This is a genomic window from Burkholderia sp. WP42, from assembly GCF_000745665.1.
In the GTDB taxonomy this organism is placed as follows: domain Bacteria; phylum Pseudomonadota; class Gammaproteobacteria; order Burkholderiales; family Burkholderiaceae; genus Burkholderia; species Burkholderia vietnamiensis.
In genome coordinates this window covers 111,757-128,080 of sequence record NZ_JQJT01000027.1, presented here as the reverse complement: position 1 = coordinate 128,080, position 16,324 = coordinate 111,757, and the positions used below count along the sequence as shown (strand labels likewise).

The following is a 16,324-nucleotide window of genomic DNA, read 5'->3' as shown; positions in this document are numbered from 1 at the left end:
CACGTCATACCGTTCTTCGTGTTTCCGCCGGAGATTCGACGAGTTGTCTACACAACGAACGCCATTGAAAGTCTGAACATGCAGTTGCGCAAGATCATCAAGACTCGTGGTCACTTCCCGAATGACGAGGCCGCGATCAAGCTGCTCTGGCTGGCGCTGCGCAACGTGCTGGCCAAGACCGTGCGGGCCGCCTTCGACTGGAAATCAGCGATGAACCAGTTTGCTATCCTGTTTGGCGAGCGATTCACGCAGGCGCGCGGATAACGCGCTGTTCAACCGCCTCGCCCACAAAAATGCGGACAGGTTCAAAACGTTCACACAGGACGCAAGCAGAACAATAAAACATTCATTGACGGACTTAATAACTGAAGGCAGACTCTCTATCCATGCAAGCCTTCACGTCCTTCGCTGTTGCGCCCCACCATCATGCGCATTCCCATTCGGGACTGCCGCCGGGGACGTGCATACGCTAGAAATTCGCAGCGACATGCGCTTCGAAGCCCCGCCGACAACGACGGGGCTTTTGTCTTTCTGGGTGCTCCATCGGTCGTCGGCTCAACGAGAGAGCAAAATCAGATGACTTCTGTATCGAAAACCTTTGCGACCCCCCTCGACTTGTACAGAGCAATTTCACGTGTTTGGGCGGGAGACACGTCAAGCCCGACCGATGCTTGGTCACCATCGAATCCAGCGCAGAATCACTGCAGTGTTACCTCGCTTGTCGCCCAAGATTATTTCGGCGGTCAAATTCTCACTACGCGGACATCGTGTGGCAAGCACTTCTACAATCTTATCGACGGAAAGAAGTGGGATCTGACGGTGAGCCAGTTTGCCGAACCGGTGCCGTATGACGACACCCCATCCACTCGCGATGAGGCGTTGGCAGATACTTCGCAACAAAAATACGAGCTTCTAACGTCGAGACTGGAAGAAATAAATAGATAACGTGAATGCGCGAGGGATGTAACGCCACTTAGCATTGCGGCCCGCCGACGGCGATGATCGCCGTCGGCAGCGTTCGACGTTTCGGTAGAACAGGGTGTGACGATCTCGGACACCGTGTCGACCGTCCAGTTGTGGCCGACCGGCGACGCCAACAGAGTAGCCGCACCGATGCAGCGCTCATTTCGCGCTAGGCACGAAGCACATCGGTGTCTGTCCTGGTATCGACCACAGCCACCACAGATGAAGCCATGCATCGAATCACGTTCCCTTAGCATCATTTGCTCGCTTGCGCGTCTTTCAGACATCCGACGTACGCGGTTCTTGTGGCGAGTTGATTCGCCGCCCGTGGATTCGGGCCGAACAGCAATTGAAGAAACTGGGCGTAGTTACGTACGTAACATGCGTCAACACGATCCTGAGAGGCTCCGATTATCTTTGCGACACAGGCAACGTGCGATTGTCGAATTTCTTCGGGAATCTCGCCCTCTCCGAGCCTATAGAAATTAGTTAGGAATCTGTCGAAATCAGGATTACTCGCCACCTGATCGGACAATTGCTCGCGTATCTGGTCCAGAGTCACGCCGTTCGCTCGCTGTCTTGCCAGACTCTGCTCAATTGTTGATCTCGCGAGACACGGGGTGATGTGCACCCAGAGCGGATCGACGCCTGTCATTCGACTCAATTCTTCTTCCGTCATGTCGGCGCCTTGCGCAAATGCCGCAACAGTGCACACGCAGTTGAGACTGGTCGACAGAATGAGCAGCAAAAGAAGGTTACGCATGCATTGTTTGACAGGGAATTAGATTTGGAAGGTGAGTGAGCGTTTCGCCAAACGCCCCAGATCCGCCATCCCGCGCGTGAAAGATTGGCCGTCGCCGCTCTGTTAATGTCTCAGGCGCGGCACGCCCTAAAGCGGAAACGCGACGTCGACACAAAGCAATACCTTGGCCTAACGGCCGTTGCAACGAAAACTTGAGCCAGGGGAGTCGCACGACCCAGAAGGATGACGTCGCATGTTGTTCCCGACGGCACCGCGACGCCGACCGCTCACGTGAAATTTTCGACGATTTACCTAAGACCGTCGAATGTCTCAAACTGGCCGAACCGAGTCAGCCGATCTGGTTCTGTCTATTTGGTTTAGCCGGCCTTAATACAGCTAACGGCAATCGGCTGCGACCGCCGGGGATCAGCTGCCGCAGCAGTAGCCGAAGCCCAATCCCCAAGCCGACTGCCCGTTCAACCACGCACCGCACTGCCGCGCGAGCGACGGTGAGGTGCGGCACCTCCCACCCAACCCGCCCATCAGAACGTAATCGTAGTGCGCACCCCGATCACCGTTTCATCCCCGATGCGCGCGCCGGCCGCGTTCGGGTTCGGGATCCCGCCGCCCGGCCGGAAGAAGTGCTGCAGGTCGGCCTGCAACTGCCACCACGGCGCGACCTGATACTGGTAGGTCGCCTCGATCACCGTTTCCGCGCGGCGCACCGGGTAGCCGGGCGTCTGATACGTGCCGGTGTCGCCGTCGAGCGCGCGCGCATGCGAGCCGATCTTGGTATAGCCGATCGCGATGCCGGCCGTGTCGTCGTCGCGGCCGCGGAACGGCGCCTTGAGCGTGATGCCCGCATTGGCCGCGAAATCGACGATATTGCGATCGCCCGGCGCGCCCATCACGCGCGCGAACACGCCGACCGAACGCGGGCTGTCCGGCGCCGGCCGCCAGATCATCTGGTCCGCGCCCGCATAGAAGCCGTAGTTGCCGTGATGCGTGGCCGCAATCCCGTTGCTGGCGGGGTTCGCGAGCGACAGCCCGTCGGTGCCGACGCGCGGATCGTTCGCGTGCTGCGTCTGATACCAGAAGCCGATCTTGTAGGTGCCGGGCAGGCCGGCCGACGGCGGCGCCTTCGGGTCGGACGACGGCGCGTTCAGCGCGTACTGCAGCTCGCCGATCACGAATGCGCCGCTGCGCAGGTTGAAGTTGGTGCCGTGCGCGTTCAGCGTCTGCGCATCGCCGTCGCTGCGGCCGGCCGCGTTGCCGTCGTAGACGCCGATCATTGCGGTCCACGCGTCGGCTGGCTTCACGCGCAAGCGCACGCCGAGCGACGACAGCGGATACGCCGGGCCGCCGGCCGGCAGGTCGGTGGCCGGCAGCACCGGCCAGCCGAACGTCGAGTTGATGAACGTCGCCGCGTACTGGCTGACCATGAACTCCTGGTCGACGCTCTGCTGGCCGATCCGCACGTCCGCCTTGCCGTCGAAAAACGCCTGCTGGTACCACAGCTCCCACAGGCGCGTGGTCGAATTCGCCTCGATGCCGGTCGCCGTCTGCAGCGTCTGCAGATAGCGCGACGTGAGGTTGGTGCCGTGGATCTGCAGCCCCGACACGTTGAACGTGCCGCCCGGCAGCCCGATCGCCTTCTGCGCATCGACGGTGAAGCCGAACTGCGTGAGCCCCTGATAGGCGCCGCCGCGCTGCGTGCCGCCCGCGGCGTTGTACAGGTACTCGCTGGTTTCCTGCAGGTTCAGCGTGACGCCGTGCTCGCCGAGCACGTCGCGCAGGCCGCCGATGTTGCCGAACAGGTTCGACCGTTCCCACAAACCGGTGGGCTCGGCAGCATCGGCGGCCTGCGCGGGGGCAGCGGCGCCGCTCGCGCCGGCAGCCGGTTCCGGCGCGGCGGCGGGCGGCAGTGCCTGCGCGAGCGCCGGAGCGGACGCCAGCGACAGCAGCAAGGTGGCGAACGCCGGCAGGCGTGGCTTGCGAGCAACGGGTTCGAGATGGTTCTTCATGTGATTTCCGTGTGGCGGTCCGATCAGTGAGATTGACGAAGAAGGATTGCAGTGCGGCGCGCGTCGCGAAGCGCGCGCGGCAACGCCCTACGGCAGCCAGCCGGCGACGCGCGAAACCTGCGCGAAGCCGACTCGCGATGCGCTCGCGCAGAGCAGCGCGCCGAGCGCGACGGCCGCGGCCATCGCGGCGAGCAGCGCGCAATCGAGCGCGCGCCACGCGGCACGCAGCTGCACGCGTGCGGCGTCGCGCCGGTGGCGGCGTGCCCGCGCAAGCGGCGAGCGCCTGCGGAGCGCACAGCGCGTGCGTCCTGCCTGCAAGCATCGCTTGAGTCTGAGTGAAAACGATTGAACGACCATGACGCTGCCTCCGGCCGCACCGGCGCATGCCGGACGGCGTGATCGAGCGCGGGCGCGGCACGCGGCCTGCGATCGGCGATTGAAACGTAACGGAGCGTGCGACGGACGTACCGGCAATGCCGGCCGAAGGAAGCGCGCTAACCCGACTGATGCGAGCTAGCGGCGAAAGACGTGAGCCTGGCTGCTATCTCGCGATGGCTTGGCCGGCCTGAACCGGCACCGAACTGCAACTGGAGCTAGTGTCCACGGAGGGGACTCCCGTGATGAATTTGGGGCGGATTGTAGTCGCGACTTTTGCTGCGGTGCAAGCAAAAATCGCATGAAAGCTGCGGTCGCGGCGCGCCGATGCGCGGTGACGAGCCCCTGGCGGCGGCGCGACGCAGCGCGTCAAAGCGTGCCCCGGCGGGCGTTGCACCGTTGTTCGCGCGCATCGGCGCAACGCCGCGCCGCGACGCGCTGAAAGGTTGCGCCGCGTGATGTCGAGCGCAAATCTTTCAGCGTCGGCGGCCGCGAAAATTATTTCGGGAAATGGCGTTTCCAGGGGTTGACTTCACTTTCGGGCGATCCATAGAATCCGGCATCTTCACTCTTGGGGCCGCCGCCTTGGACGCCTGCAGTAGTCGATCTTCGAACGAAATTTCCGCCTGAGCGACCGACGTCCGCGCCTCATCGAAGCCGCCGTTTGTCCGTCAGGCAAACGGTGCGCGCAGCAGTTTCCGCAGTAACTCCCTACGTGCACCCTGATTCGCGCCGGTCGGCGTGATGCGTTCGCGCATCCGCATTCCGGTTTCGCCGCCGCCCGTTGCGCGGCCGCGTTCGCGCATGCGTTTCGCCTGCGCCCGAACGACGGTCCGCGCGCCGCGCGGCGGCCAACCGTGTTCTCCGGAACACCGCACAGGAGCCGCCATGAACGACAGTGACAGTTGTCCCTTATGCCCGTTGCACCCACCGACCCAATTGAACCGGGATCGCAGGGACTTTCCGGCCGACTAGCCTGACGCATCGTTCAGCCCCGGACTGGCCCCGCGCCCACCACGCGGCCCGGCATGCATGCCGCCCGCCAAGGAGCCAGATCATGAACTTCGGCCTTCTGCTGTCGAACCTTCCGCACGTCACGGAATCGCGCCGTCACTACGACGCGATGCTGACACTCGACGCCCGCCCGCGGGTGTTCTCGCGCTTCATCTCCCGCTTGAAGTCGCTGTTCCACTGAATCGCAGCACCGAGCAAGCCTCGGCATGCGCGCGGCGGCCGCTCCGCGCGCGTATGCCAAGGCCACGCGCTTGGCCAAACACATCTGCCGTACGGAATTCATCATGTCCACGCCATCGAACGTCTCTCCACCGATCGCCGTCGAACGCAGCGCCGTGCTCGACGAAGCCCACCTGGGCGACATCCGCGGCGCGCTCGGCACGATCGCGCATCACGACACCGCCGCGCGCGGCACCTGGTGGGCGCGGCTGCGCACGCTGCTGGCGATCATCGGGCCCGGTCTGATCGTGATGGTCGGCGACAACGATGCCGGCGCGTTCGGCACCTATACGCAGGCCGGCCAGAACTACGGCACGACGCTGCTGTGGACGCTGCTGCTGCTCGTGCCGGTGCTGTACGTGAACCAGGAAATGGTGCTGCGGCTCGGCGCCGTCACGGGCGTGGGCCATGCACGGCTGATCTTCGAGCGCTTCGGCAAGTTCTGGGGCGCGTTCAGCGTGATCGACCTGTTCCTGCTCAACGCACTGACGATCGTCACGGAGTTCATCGGCATCACGTTCGTGCTCGCATTCTTCGGGCTCCCGAAGGTGGCTGGCGTGTGCGTCGCGGCCGCGCTGACGATGGCCGCGGTGAGTACCGGAGACTTCCGGCGCTTCGAGCGCTTCGCGATCGTGCTGTGCGTGCTGAGCCTGCTGCTCGTGCCGGTGCTCGTGTCGATCCATCCGCCGGTGTCGCAGATGTCGCGCGACTTCTTCATCCCGAACTGGCCCGCGCACGCGAAGCTGTCGGACGTGATGCTGCTCGTGATCGGCATCGTCGGTACGACGGTCGCGCCGTGGCAGCTGTTCTTCCAGCAGAGCTACGTGATCGACAAGCGCATCACGCCGCGCTTCATGAAGTACGAGAAGATCGATCTGTGGATCGGCATCGCGTTCGTGCTGATCGGCGCGGTCGCGATGATCGGCTTCAGCGCCGCGCTGTTCGGCGGCCATCCGGAAGCCGGCAACTTCACCGATGCGGGCGGCATCATCGCCGGCCTCGAGAAATACGCGGGCCGCACGAGCGCGACGCTGTTCGCGGTCGCGCTGCTCGACGCATGCATCATCGGCGCCGCGGCCGTGTCGCTGTCGACCGCGTACGCGATCGGCGACGTGTTCAAGATCCGCCATTCGCTGCATCGCGGCGTGTCCGACGCGAAGGGCTTCTATCTCGTCTACTTCGGGATCGTCGCGGCCGCGGCCGCGCTGGTGCTGATTCCGGGCAGCCCGCTCGGCCTCTTGACCGAAGCGGTGCAGACGCTCGCCGGCGTGCTGCTGCCGAGCGCCACGGTGTTCCTGCTCGTGCTGTGCAACGATCGCCAGGTGCTCGGGCCGTGGGTCAACTCGACGCGGCTGAACGTGTTCACGGGCGCGGTGATCTGGGTGCTCGTGCTGCTGTCGATCATCCTGACCGCCTCGGTGATGTACCCGGACATCAGCGGCGAGGCGATCGTCGACGTGCTGGTGGGCGGCACCGTGCTCGCGATCGCCGGCTATCTCGCGACGGTGCTGATCCGCCGCAACCGGCGCGTCGTCGAGCCTGGCATCGATCGCTCGCTGCGCGACGCGTGGCGCATGCCGCCGCTCGATTCGCTCACGCCGCAGAAGATGACCGTCGCGACGCGCGTGTGGATGGCCGTGCTGCGCGGCTATCTGGTGGTGGCGGTGGGCTTGGTGATCGTCAAGGTCGTGCAGATGACGTTGCTGAAGTAGCGCGGCGCGCGGTGGTCGCGCTACATGCGAACATGCCGGCCCGCGAGGCCGGCATGTTCGTTTACGCAGTAGCATGAGCGGTTGCTTACGCCGCTGCGTTGCCCGCGTCAGATCAACTCGAGCTTCGACGTGAGGTACGTGAGCTGAATCCGGTTCGCGACGCCGAAGCGCTTGCGCAGCTTGCGCAGGTGATAGTCGACGTTGTGCGCGCTGGTGTCGAGGCGCCGGCCGATCTCCTTGTCCGAGGCGCCTTCCGCGATGCCCAGCAACAGTTCCTGCTCGAACGGCGTGAGCCCGTTGATCGCGCGTTCGCGCGACGTCGCGATCAGCTGCGGCGACGCGAACTTGTGCACCGACAGCCCGATCGACAGCGCCTGCTCGATCGTCGTCGGCGCGATCCATTCGCGGGTGCGGCGCGGCGCGGTGAAGCTCATGAACGCATGCAGCCGGGTGCCGGGCACGGCCATCGAATACATGATGCCGCTGCACATCCCGTCGTCCTGCATCGTCTGCAGGAAACCGTCGAGCGCGGCCGACGTCACGCACGGGCCGCCGTCGCGCTCGCGATGCTCGCGGCGCAGCTGTTGCAGATCCCACACGATCGGCATGTTGCACACGCGCGCGCCGAGCGTGCGCGGATCGACGTCGTGATGGCTCTGGCGCACGTAGTCGCCGCGGTAGGTGGCCGGCGTGAACGCCTCGTGCAGATAGAGACTCTCGACGCGCTCGCGCGAGAACTCGAGCGCGAAATACGCGAAGGTCGAGAAGCCGGTCAGGTGCAGCAGGCTCGCGACGATCCGGTTGCGCTCGGCCGTGCTTTGCGCCTGCGCGAGCGTATCGGCGACGCCGAGCTTCGGCGCGTTCGGCTGCGCGACCTCGCCGAGCTTGACGTCGTCGCACCAGACGACCTGCACCGGCCGCTCCCTCGACGCATTCGCGTTCGCGATCGGACGCTGCGACGAACGGGCCATGCTGCCTGGGGCGACCGCTTCTTCATGCAATGCAATATCGGACATGAGCCATCCCTCGGAATCGACGCGCATCGCCGGGCAGTTGCCGTGTCGTACACGGTGTGCGCGGCGTGCGATCGAGCATCGTTATGATTTGCGCCGATCGTCATCCTGACGAAACGCGGGGGCATTGTACAAAAATGCCTGGGTACGCGTAATATGCCGTAATACTAATCGCCGCGAAAGGTTCATGCTCGCGTGCGCATACAGCCGACCAGAAAATCATAAATAAAAGACCAGATCGTGACGGGGCATGTTCACATATTGGGAAAGGGTGGGCGCCTCATGACACATGCTGACGACGCACCGCGCGTCGAATGGTTTTCGCAAACGGATATCGCGGCCGCTGCCGCTTATTCGACGGAAATTCACGCCGTCGAGCGCGACGTTTTTACCGGCGCGCGCATTCCATCCGGTAAATCGGACACATCTACGCTCGATTTCGCGCAATGCCATGCGCGCTTGAGACAAATCGGATTCAGCACGCTCGGCTACGGCGCATACGAGATGATCGGGCGGCGCATTCTGTGCGCGCATCTGTTGCGCGATCTTGCGCCGCCGACCTTCATGCAGCCGTATATCGAGGGCATGCTGTACGAGAACGATCCGCGCTTCGCGCAGGTTCGGCAAAGCGGTTTTCCGGTCGCGTGGCGGCTCGACGACATCGAAGGCGTCGCGCACGCGAGCGGCGATCGCAAGGTGCTCGCGCTGGCCGGGCACCTGCGTGCGCATGCGATGAACAGCGGCGTGATCTTCAGCCTGTCGGCGCCGCGGCTCGATCTGCGTGTCGCGGTGAACCTGACGTCGGAGAGCCACGGCACGGAATGGATCGACGATCGCGTGATCGGCGGCGCGCTGTCGGTGAGCCTCGCCGTGCATCGCGTCGCGTTGCCGTTCCTCGAGGCGCGCGTCGCGCGCATGCGCGGCTTCGCGCTCGGCGACGAGCAGCAGCAGGTGCTCGAGCGCCTCGTGCACGGGCTGTCCGACCAGGAAATCGCGAGCGCGCTGCGCACCTCGTTGCACAAGGTCGGCCACCACATCCGCTCGCTCGAAAAGCTGTTCAACGTGCGCAACCGCGCGCAGCTCGCCTATCTCGCCGGACGTCGTCTGGAGTCCTGAGCCCGAGGTCATGGGAGGCCCGCGCGGCGCCCGCCGCGCGATGGAAGCGGTTCCGGCCGCGCGCCGCGACGGCCGTCATCGGGTTTCGTAGTCCGTTTCGGCGGCTGCCGTAAAACCGCCGGAACGCTACGAGGCGCGCCCGTTTTTGCGCGGTTGCGCGTCGCTACACTCGTCCCATTCAACGGTCCGCACTGCGGGGCATGACGGCCCGCGTCGCGCGACGACAACGACAGGACGACGGCACGATGGCAGAACCCAAGGCGCTTCCCCGCGACTGGCAGCGGATTTTTTCCGCCGGCCGGGGCGTGTCCGGGCAGCGTCTCGGCGCGTCGCCGCGCGCCGATCTGTTTCTCGCCGCGTTCATCGTGTCGGTGGTCGCGCTGTTCATCCTGCCGCTGCCGCAGGCCGCGCTCGACGGGATGATCTCGCTGAACCTCGCCGCCAGCGTCGTGCTGCTGACCGTGTCCACCTATGTGCCGTCCGCCGTCAGTTTTTCGGCGTTTCCGGCGCTGCTGCTGTTCACGACGCTGTTCCGGCTCGCGCTGAACATCGCGTCGTGCAAGCTGATCCTGCTGCATGCGAACGCCGGCCACGTGATCGACGCGTTCGGGCGGCTGGTGGTCGGCAACAACGTCGTGGTCGGCGGCGTGGTGTTCCTCGTGATCGCGGTCGTGCAGTTCATCGTGATCGCGAAGGGCTCCGAGCGCGTGGCCGAAGTCGGTGCGCGCTTCTCGCTCGACGCGATGCCGGGCAAGCAGATGAGCATCGACGCCGACCTGCGCGCCGGCATCATCAGCGCCGACGAAGCGCGCGAACGCCGCGAGAAGCTCGAGCAGGAATCGCAGATGCACGGCGCGATGGACGGCGCGATGAAGTTCGTCAAGGGCGACGCGATCGCGGGCCTCGTGATCGCGTTCATCAACATCGTCGCGGGGATCGCTGTCGGCACGCTGATGCACGGGATGGACATCGGCGAGGCGCTGCAACGCTACGCGATCCTGACGGTCGGCGACGGCATGGCGTCGCAGATTCCGTCGCTGCTCGTGTCGATCGCGGCCGGCATCGTGACGACGCGCGTCGCCACGCGCGATGCGCGGCAGCGCCAGCTCGGCGAACAGCTGGGCGAGCAGCTCGGCGCACATCCGCGCGCGCTCCTGATCGCGGCGCTGGTGCTGGGCGGCTTCCTGGTCGTGCCCGGCTTCCCGAAATGGTCGTTCGCGCTCATCGCGCTCGGCCTCGGCGCGTTCGCGGTGGCGCAGCTGAAGCGCAAGACGACGGCGCCGAGCTTCAACCTGATCCACGTCGCCGGCCGCATCGGCGCGGCCGACGACGGGCAGCCGGCGAAGGTGTCGCACGCGGCGGGCGTCACGTCGCTGATCGCGGTGTCGCTGTCGGACGATCTGCGCGCGGCGCTGAACCTCGCGCAGCTGCAGACGGCGCTGTCGAGCGCGAAGGCGCGCGTCGATGCGGACATCGGCACGGTGTTTCCGCGCATCACGTTGAACGACGACGAAGGCGCACCGGCGTCGAGCTACCGGATCTACCTGCAGGACGTGCTGGTCGCGCACGGCGCGCTGAAGCCGGGCTGGCTGCTGTGGGATGGCGTCGCGCCGCTGCCGGAGCGCGCGGAACGCCAGCCGGCCGAAGCATTCGGCCCGTTCGCGACCGCGCTGTGGATCAAGCCCGACGGCGCGGCGCCGGACGGCAAGTGGCTGACGAGCGAAGCGGCGCTCGCCGCGCACGTCGAGCAGATCGTGCGCCAGCACGCGGACGAACTGCTCGGAATCCAGGAGACGCAGGCGCTCGTGCATCTGGTGCGCCGCGATCATCCGGAGCTGGTCGGCGAGCTGACGCGGCTCGTGCCGCTGCAGCGCATCACCGAGGTGTTGCGCCGGCTGCTCGCCGAACAGGTGCCGATCCGCAACCTGCGCGTGATTTTCGAAAGCCTCATCACGTGGGCGCCGAACGAGCCCGACGACGTGATCGCGCTGGTCGAGCTGGTGCGCGTCGACCTGCGCCGGATGATCACCGACCGTCATGCGGGCGCAACGCGGCAACTGCGCGTCGTGCTGTTCGAGCAGAACCTGCAGGAGCGCATCGAGAACGCGGTGATGCGCACCAAGCAGGGCAATTTCCTCGCGCTGTCGAGCGCGGTCAAGCAGGACATCGGCGAACAGGTGCGCGCGATCGCCAACACCGCACAGGCCGCACCGGCCGCGCACGGCGCCGCCGCCGGCACGCCGAGGCTCGCGGTGATGGTCGCGCTCGGCGCGCGCCGCTACGTGAAGACGATCCTGCAGCCGGTGCTGCCCGATTTGCCCGTGCTGTCGTATCAGGAGATCGAGGAGGACGTGCAGCTGCACACGGTCGGGTGGGTGAAGAACCCGCCCGACGACGGCACGGTCGGCGCGGGCGCCGGCGTGCGCGCACCGGGAGCCGTGCAATGACCAGCTCGACGATTCTCGACCTGACGCGTCAGGCGCTGATGCTGGTGCTGCTGCTGTCGCTGCCGATCGTCGCGATCGCCACCGTCACGGGCCTCGTCGTCGCGATCCTGCAGGCCGTCACGCAGGTGCAGGACGCCAACATCGGCATCGCGGTGCGGCTGATCGCCGTGATGGTCGCGCTGGTGCTGCTGTCCGGCTGGCTCGGCGGCGAAGTGCTGCGCTTCGCGCAGCAGGCGCTGGAACGCATGTTCGTTTCTTCCACAGGAGTGCTTTGATGCGTCGACGCGTCGCCCCGATCCGGATTCAACCGCGCCGCCTGCAACGCGCCGCGTTCGCGATGTGCGCGACCGCGCTGCTCGCCGCGGCGCTGTGCATGACGGTCGCGCAACCGGCGCGCGCGGCGGACCTGCGCTGGCGCAACAAGCCGTTCACGATCGTCGCGAACGGCAAGAAGATCGGCGACTTCATCCGCGAGCTCGCGTCGTCGCAGGGCGTGACGGCCGTGGTCGATCCGAAGGTCGACGGCGTGATCAGCGGCCGCTTCTCCGGCACGCCGCAGCAGACGCTCGACACGATCTGCTCGACCTACGGGCTCACGTGGTACTACGACGGCTCGTTCCTGTACGTTGATCCGGCCGACCAGTCGCAGACGCAGATGATCCCGATCCCGCCGAACGCGGCCGGCGAGATCGGCCGCGCGCTGCAGGCGATGCAGATTCCGGACAAGCGCTACACGCTCGTGATCAACGATCGCGCCAACAGCGTCTACGTGGCCGGCCCGCGCCGCTACGTCGAGCTGGTGCGGCAGGCGGTCGGCTCGGTCGGCGATCCGTCGGCGAACGGCGCGCACGCGGACATCCGCGCGTTCCGGCTGAAGTACGGCTGGGCGTCGGACTTCACGATCAACCGCTCGGGCAAGGAGGTGACGGTGCCGGGCGTCGCGTCGATCCTGCGCCGGCTGTTCGGCCGGGACGGCAGCACGAGCGCGTTGCCGTCGAGCACGCCGCTCGGGCAGGCCGCGCGTCAGGTGAAGCTCGGCTCGGGGCTCACGATCGCGGTGCCGCGGCTCGACTTCCCCGATATTTCCAGCGGCCCGCGGCAGGGCGGCTACGGCGGCGCGGACAGCGCCGCGGGCGGCATCTCGCCGTTCTCGGCCGGTGGCGGCGGCGATGCGCTGCCGCAGATCGTCGCCGATCCGGCGATCAACGCGGTGATCGTGCGCGACCTGCCGGAGAACATGTACCGCTACCAGTCGCTGATCGACCAGCTCGACGAGCGGCCGCGCATCGTCGAGATCAACGTGACGATCATCGACATCAACGAGGATTCGCTCGACAGCCTCGGGATCGACTGGCGCCTGCACACGACGCATGGCGACGTGCAGATCGGCAACGGCCAGAATCCGCTGAACGGCAACACGCAGTACAACGGCGCGGGCAACCCGCCGCTCACGTTCGGCATCGGCGCGTCGGAAACCGGCCAGACCGGCACCTTCATGCCGACCGGCATCGCGTTGACGGCGTCGATCGGCGGGTCGCTGCGCAACTACCTGCTCACGCGCGTCAACGCGCTCGCGCAGAAGGGCCAGGCGCAGCTGCGCTCGAAGCCGAAGGTGCTCGCGCTCGACAACACCGAGGCGATCCTCGAGAACCTCACGCAGTTCTACGTGCAGGTGCAGGGCTATCAGGATTCGTCGCTGTACAGCGTGACGACGGGGACGAGCATCAAGGTCACGCCGATGATCGTCGACGAGGCGATCCGCCATGCGGCCGCGGTGTCGGGCACGCCGCAGAGCGTGATGATGTCGATCGACATCCAGGACGGCAACATCGTGCCGGGGCAGGCGGTGTCGAACGTGCCGGTGATCCAGCAGCGCAACATCGTCACCAAGACGATGATCGACGAAGGCAAGAGCCTGCTGATCGCCGGCTTCAACGACGACGAGGTGCGGCTCAACAAGAGCGGCGTGCCGTGGCTGTCGGACATTCCGCTGATCGGCAACCTGTTCAAGTACACCGACAAGTCGGGCAACCACATGGAGCGCTTCTACCTGCTGACGCCGCGCGTGGTGACGAACGCGTCGATGTATGCGCCCGACGGCTCGCCGGTGAATCCGGGCGCGGACGCGCCGGCCGACCCGAACGCGATGTCGATGTATCGGCCGCCCGACAACGACGTCGCGGTGCCGCTCACGCCGCGGCCGCTGCCGGGCACCAAATTCGGCCCGCCCGCGCTGCCGCCGCCGCCCGATGCGGCGTCGCAGCCCGTGGCGGCGACTGCAGGAGCACCTGCCCATGTCGACGACCATCATTGAACCGCACGGCGACGGCCCGTTGCCCGGCGGCGCGGCAGGCGGCGCTGCGGGCGTCGTCGGTGCAGGCGGTGCAGGCGGTGCCGCGGCCGCGCTCGCGTCGCCGTGGAATCTGTGCTTCCTCAGCGGGCCGATGTACGGGCGCACGATGTCGCTCGCGCGCGGCGCGAACTGGGTCGGCACGGCGGCCGATTGCGAGGTGATCCTGCCCGATCGCGAGATCGGCGCGAAGCAGGTGTGCCTGCAGGTCGGCGCGCTCGCGGTGACCGTGCAGAACCACGGTGGCGAAGGCGCGGCGCCGGTGCTGTTCAACGACGCGCCGATCGGCGCGGGACGCCGCTCGATGACGCCGCAGGACGTCGTGACGGTGGGCTCGATCAAGCTCGGCATCGCGCGCCACGCGCAGGCTAGCGTCGCGGTGCCCGACGACGCGGATGCGCCGCACGCCGCGCACGACGCCGCCTGGCTCGCGTGGCTCACGGGCGGGCTGCGCCGGCTCGGCGGCCGACGGCTCGTGATCGTGCTGGCGGCGCTGTGGACCGGCGTGCTGCTCGGCGCGCTCGGCTACGGCTTCGTCGCGTGGTCGGGGCGGCTGCCGTGGCAGCACGAGTCGGTGCTCGCGCGCACGCACCGGTTGCAGCAGCTGCTGCACGCGTATCCGGAGCTGGCCGTCGCGCCGCGCGACGACGGCGTGATCGTGTCGGGCTACGTCGCCGATCCGGCCGCGCGCGAACGCGTCGCGCAAATCGTCGCGGGCGTCGACAACGCGGCGCTCGGCAACATCTACGTGGTCAGCGATCTCGTCGCGACCGCGCAGACTTATTTCAGCGACACGCCGCTGACGGTCGCCTATCTCGGCCGCGGCCGCATCGAGCTGACCGGCGCGGCCCAGCGCGCGCAGATCGAGCCGCGCATCCGCAACTACATGAAGGACGCGCGCCCGGCGCTCGAGGTAGTCGACCACGTGCGCGACGCCGATGCCGGCGCGCCGCGCACGGCGACGACGCTCGGCGGCGTCGCGGGGATTCCGGAGATCACGACCGTGTTCGCTGGCGACGGCGACCAGCGCTACATCGAGACGGTCGACGGCAGCCGCTATTTCGAAGGCGCGCGGTTGAAGGAAGGGCCGACCGTCGTGTCGATCGGCCCCGACGAGGTGGTGTTCGAGCGCAACGGCCAGCGCATCACGATGCCGCTCGGTGGTCCGCAGGCGAGCGCGCCCGAGCGCGTGCCGGCGCCGCCCGTGGCGCCGCTCGCGAGCGGCGCGGCGGCCGGCGTCGCGCAGCCGGTGCCGGGGCCGACGCTGGTGCCGGAAGCGCCAGCGACGCCGACGACGACGTCCGCCGTCGCCCCGGCCGGCGCGGCAAAGGACGTGGCGAAGGACGCAACGAAGGACGCAGCGCACTAGCGCCGCGACAGGTCATGCGCATCGCGCGAGCGGTGCGCGCATCACGCGACGCGCCGCACGCATGCGGCGTGTCACGTCGCCGGCGCGGCATGGGGCCGCGGCCGGATCGGGAATCGTGGTTCACGTAAAGGAGCGCAGCATGGGTAACTCGACAGGCAGTGTGAGCAACACGGGCGACGTGCAGAAGCAGGCGGACGACCTTACCAAGACGCAGCTGGAACTCACGAAGATCAACTTCCAGGTCCAGCAGTCGACCGCGACGTTCGAAACCAGCAACGCAGTGACCGCGCAGGAAGGGACGGCGAACGCCCAGGTTGCGCAACACCTGAGTTCGGCCGGCCGCGCATGACGGCGGTCGCCGGCCGCGCCGCGCGACGCCACGTGCACGGGCTGCCCGCGACGGGCGCCCGAGCGGACGCGGGCGCGCGCCGGCCGGCTCGTTTCCGGCTTTGCCGGTCAAGGAGGACACGATCATGTCGGTAACAGGCGTAGGCGCGGCGCCGCCGGGCGCGACCGCGCTCGCGGGCGCCGCACAGCAGGCGGGCGCGGCGTCCGATCCGGCGCAGGTGCGCCAGTTCGATGCATTGATGCAGCCGGGGGCAGCGGGCGGGTCGTCGCCGTCGGCGGCGGGCGTCGCGATGTCGCGCGCGCCGGCCGATGCGGCGCCGGCCGTGCAGATGACGCCCGCGACGCCTGCGCAGGCGAACCATGCGTCGCTCGTCGAGCGCTTGCGCACGTACGGCAACGATCTCGACACGCGGTACGCGAACATCGACAAGCATCGCGCCGAGATGCTGACGTCGATGGCGGACAACCGCCGCGACCCGCTGATGACGATGGTGCAGGCGATGGACTTCCAGTGGACGGCGACCACCACGATTTCGGAATACCAGTTGAGCCTGTCGGTCGCGCAGGCGGCGAACGGCTTCACGCACACGGTGCTGAAGACGCAGGAGTGACGACGGCCGGCTCGCGGCCCG

16 protein-coding genes are annotated in these 16,324 nt (G+C 67.0%); 11 read left to right on the top strand and 5 right to left on the bottom strand.

All coding sequences use genetic code 11. The features are described from left to right. Together EX20_RS18615 and EX20_RS30940 are read left to right on the top strand one after the other, a co-directional pair. Positions 1–264, top strand: a 264-nt coding sequence (locus EX20_RS18615) for a transposase (protein ID WP_197063148.1), incomplete at its 5' end; no start/stop codon positions are given. Between the two features lie 312 nt (positions 265–576). Further along, positions 577–945, top strand: a complete 369-nt coding sequence (locus EX20_RS30940; RefSeq protein WP_072465513.1) for a YunG family protein — start codon at positions 577–579, stop codon at positions 943–945. Positions 946–1,219: 274 nt separating this feature from the next. On the opposite strand, the gene EX20_RS32015 is transcribed toward EX20_RS30940, so the two are convergent. The 4 genes from EX20_RS32015 to EX20_RS33180 form a co-directional block, all read right to left on the bottom strand. Next, positions 1,220–1,726: a hypothetical protein gene (locus EX20_RS32015; protein ID WP_126220928.1), complete on the bottom strand. Its 507-nt coding sequence runs from the start codon at positions 1,724–1,726 to the stop codon at positions 1,220–1,222. A gap of 521 nt (positions 1,727–2,247) precedes the next feature. Beyond that, complete coding sequence (locus tag EX20_RS18610) at positions 2,248–3,729, bottom strand: carbohydrate porin (RefSeq protein WP_011882617.1); 1,482 nt, start codon at positions 3,727–3,729, stop codon at positions 2,248–2,250. Between the two features lie 87 nt (positions 3,730–3,816). After that, the gene (locus EX20_RS33340) at positions 3,817–3,963 is read right to left on the bottom strand and encodes a hypothetical protein (protein WP_370687176.1); all 147 of its coding nucleotides are present in this window, start codon (positions 3,961–3,963) and stop codon (positions 3,817–3,819) included. An 812-nt stretch (positions 3,964–4,775) separates the two neighbouring features. Then, positions 4,776–4,910, bottom strand: a complete 135-nt coding sequence (locus EX20_RS33180) for a hypothetical protein (protein ID WP_264159039.1) — start codon at positions 4,908–4,910, stop codon at positions 4,776–4,778. Between the two features lie 251 nt (positions 4,911–5,161). Here EX20_RS33180 and EX20_RS32565 point away from each other — a divergent pair, with 251 nt between their 5' ends. Both EX20_RS32565 and EX20_RS18600 read left to right on the top strand, forming a co-directional pair. Next, a complete protein-coding gene (locus tag EX20_RS32565) occupies positions 5,162–5,299 on the top strand; it encodes a hypothetical protein (protein ID WP_014725409.1) in 138 nt (45 codons plus the stop codon). 103 nt (positions 5,300–5,402) lie between these two features. Next, on the top strand, positions 5,403–7,049 hold the full coding sequence (locus EX20_RS18600; protein ID WP_011882616.1) for an Nramp family divalent metal transporter: 1,647 nt from the start codon (positions 5,403–5,405) through the stop codon (positions 7,047–7,049). A gap of 107 nt (positions 7,050–7,156) precedes the next feature. On the opposite strand, the gene EX20_RS18595 is transcribed toward EX20_RS18600, so the two are convergent. Then, entirely contained in the window at positions 7,157–8,065 is a 909-nt protein-coding gene (locus EX20_RS18595) for a helix-turn-helix transcriptional regulator (protein WP_034194329.1), read from the bottom strand. A 279-nt stretch (positions 8,066–8,344) separates the two neighbouring features. Here EX20_RS18595 and EX20_RS18590 point away from each other — a divergent pair, with 279 nt between their 5' ends. The 7 genes from EX20_RS18590 to EX20_RS18560 all read left to right on the top strand — a co-directional run bounded on the left by EX20_RS18590 (position 8,345) and on the right by EX20_RS18560 (position 16,303). Further along, the gene (locus EX20_RS18590) at positions 8,345–9,178 is read left to right on the top strand and encodes a helix-turn-helix transcriptional regulator (protein ID WP_011882614.1); all 834 of its coding nucleotides are present in this window, start codon (positions 8,345–8,347) and stop codon (positions 9,176–9,178) included. A 245-nt stretch (positions 9,179–9,423) separates the two neighbouring features. Next, positions 9,424–11,625, top strand: a complete 2,202-nt coding sequence (gene sctV / locus EX20_RS18585; RefSeq protein WP_034194312.1) for a type III secretion system export apparatus subunit SctV — start codon at positions 9,424–9,426, stop codon at positions 11,623–11,625. Continuing rightward, positions 11,622–11,900, top strand: a complete 279-nt coding sequence (sctS, locus tag EX20_RS18580; RefSeq protein ID WP_034194311.1) for a type III secretion system export apparatus subunit SctS — start codon at positions 11,622–11,624, stop codon at positions 11,898–11,900. The genes sctV and sctS overlap by 4 nt, the downstream gene beginning before the upstream one ends. Continuing rightward, positions 11,900–13,939: a type III secretion system outer membrane ring subunit SctC gene (sctC, locus tag EX20_RS18575; RefSeq protein ID WP_011882611.1), complete on the top strand. Its 2,040-nt coding sequence runs from the start codon at positions 11,900–11,902 to the stop codon at positions 13,937–13,939. Before sctS ends, sctC begins: the two co-directional genes overlap by 1 nt. Then, complete coding sequence (sctD, locus tag EX20_RS18570; RefSeq protein ID WP_034194310.1) at positions 13,920–15,344, top strand: type III secretion system inner membrane ring subunit SctD; 1,425 nt, start codon at positions 13,920–13,922, stop codon at positions 15,342–15,344. Before sctC ends, sctD begins: the two co-directional genes overlap by 20 nt. Positions 15,345–15,483: 139 nt before the next feature. Continuing rightward, the gene (locus EX20_RS18565; RefSeq protein ID WP_011882609.1) at positions 15,484–15,693 is read left to right on the top strand and encodes a hypothetical protein; all 210 of its coding nucleotides are present in this window, start codon (positions 15,484–15,486) and stop codon (positions 15,691–15,693) included. Between the two features lie 124 nt (positions 15,694–15,817). Next, positions 15,818–16,303 (top strand): hypothetical protein, encoded by a 486-nt coding sequence (locus EX20_RS18560; RefSeq protein ID WP_034194328.1) that lies wholly within the window; start codon positions 15,818–15,820, stop codon positions 16,301–16,303. Positions 16,304–16,324: the final 21 nt, after the last annotated feature.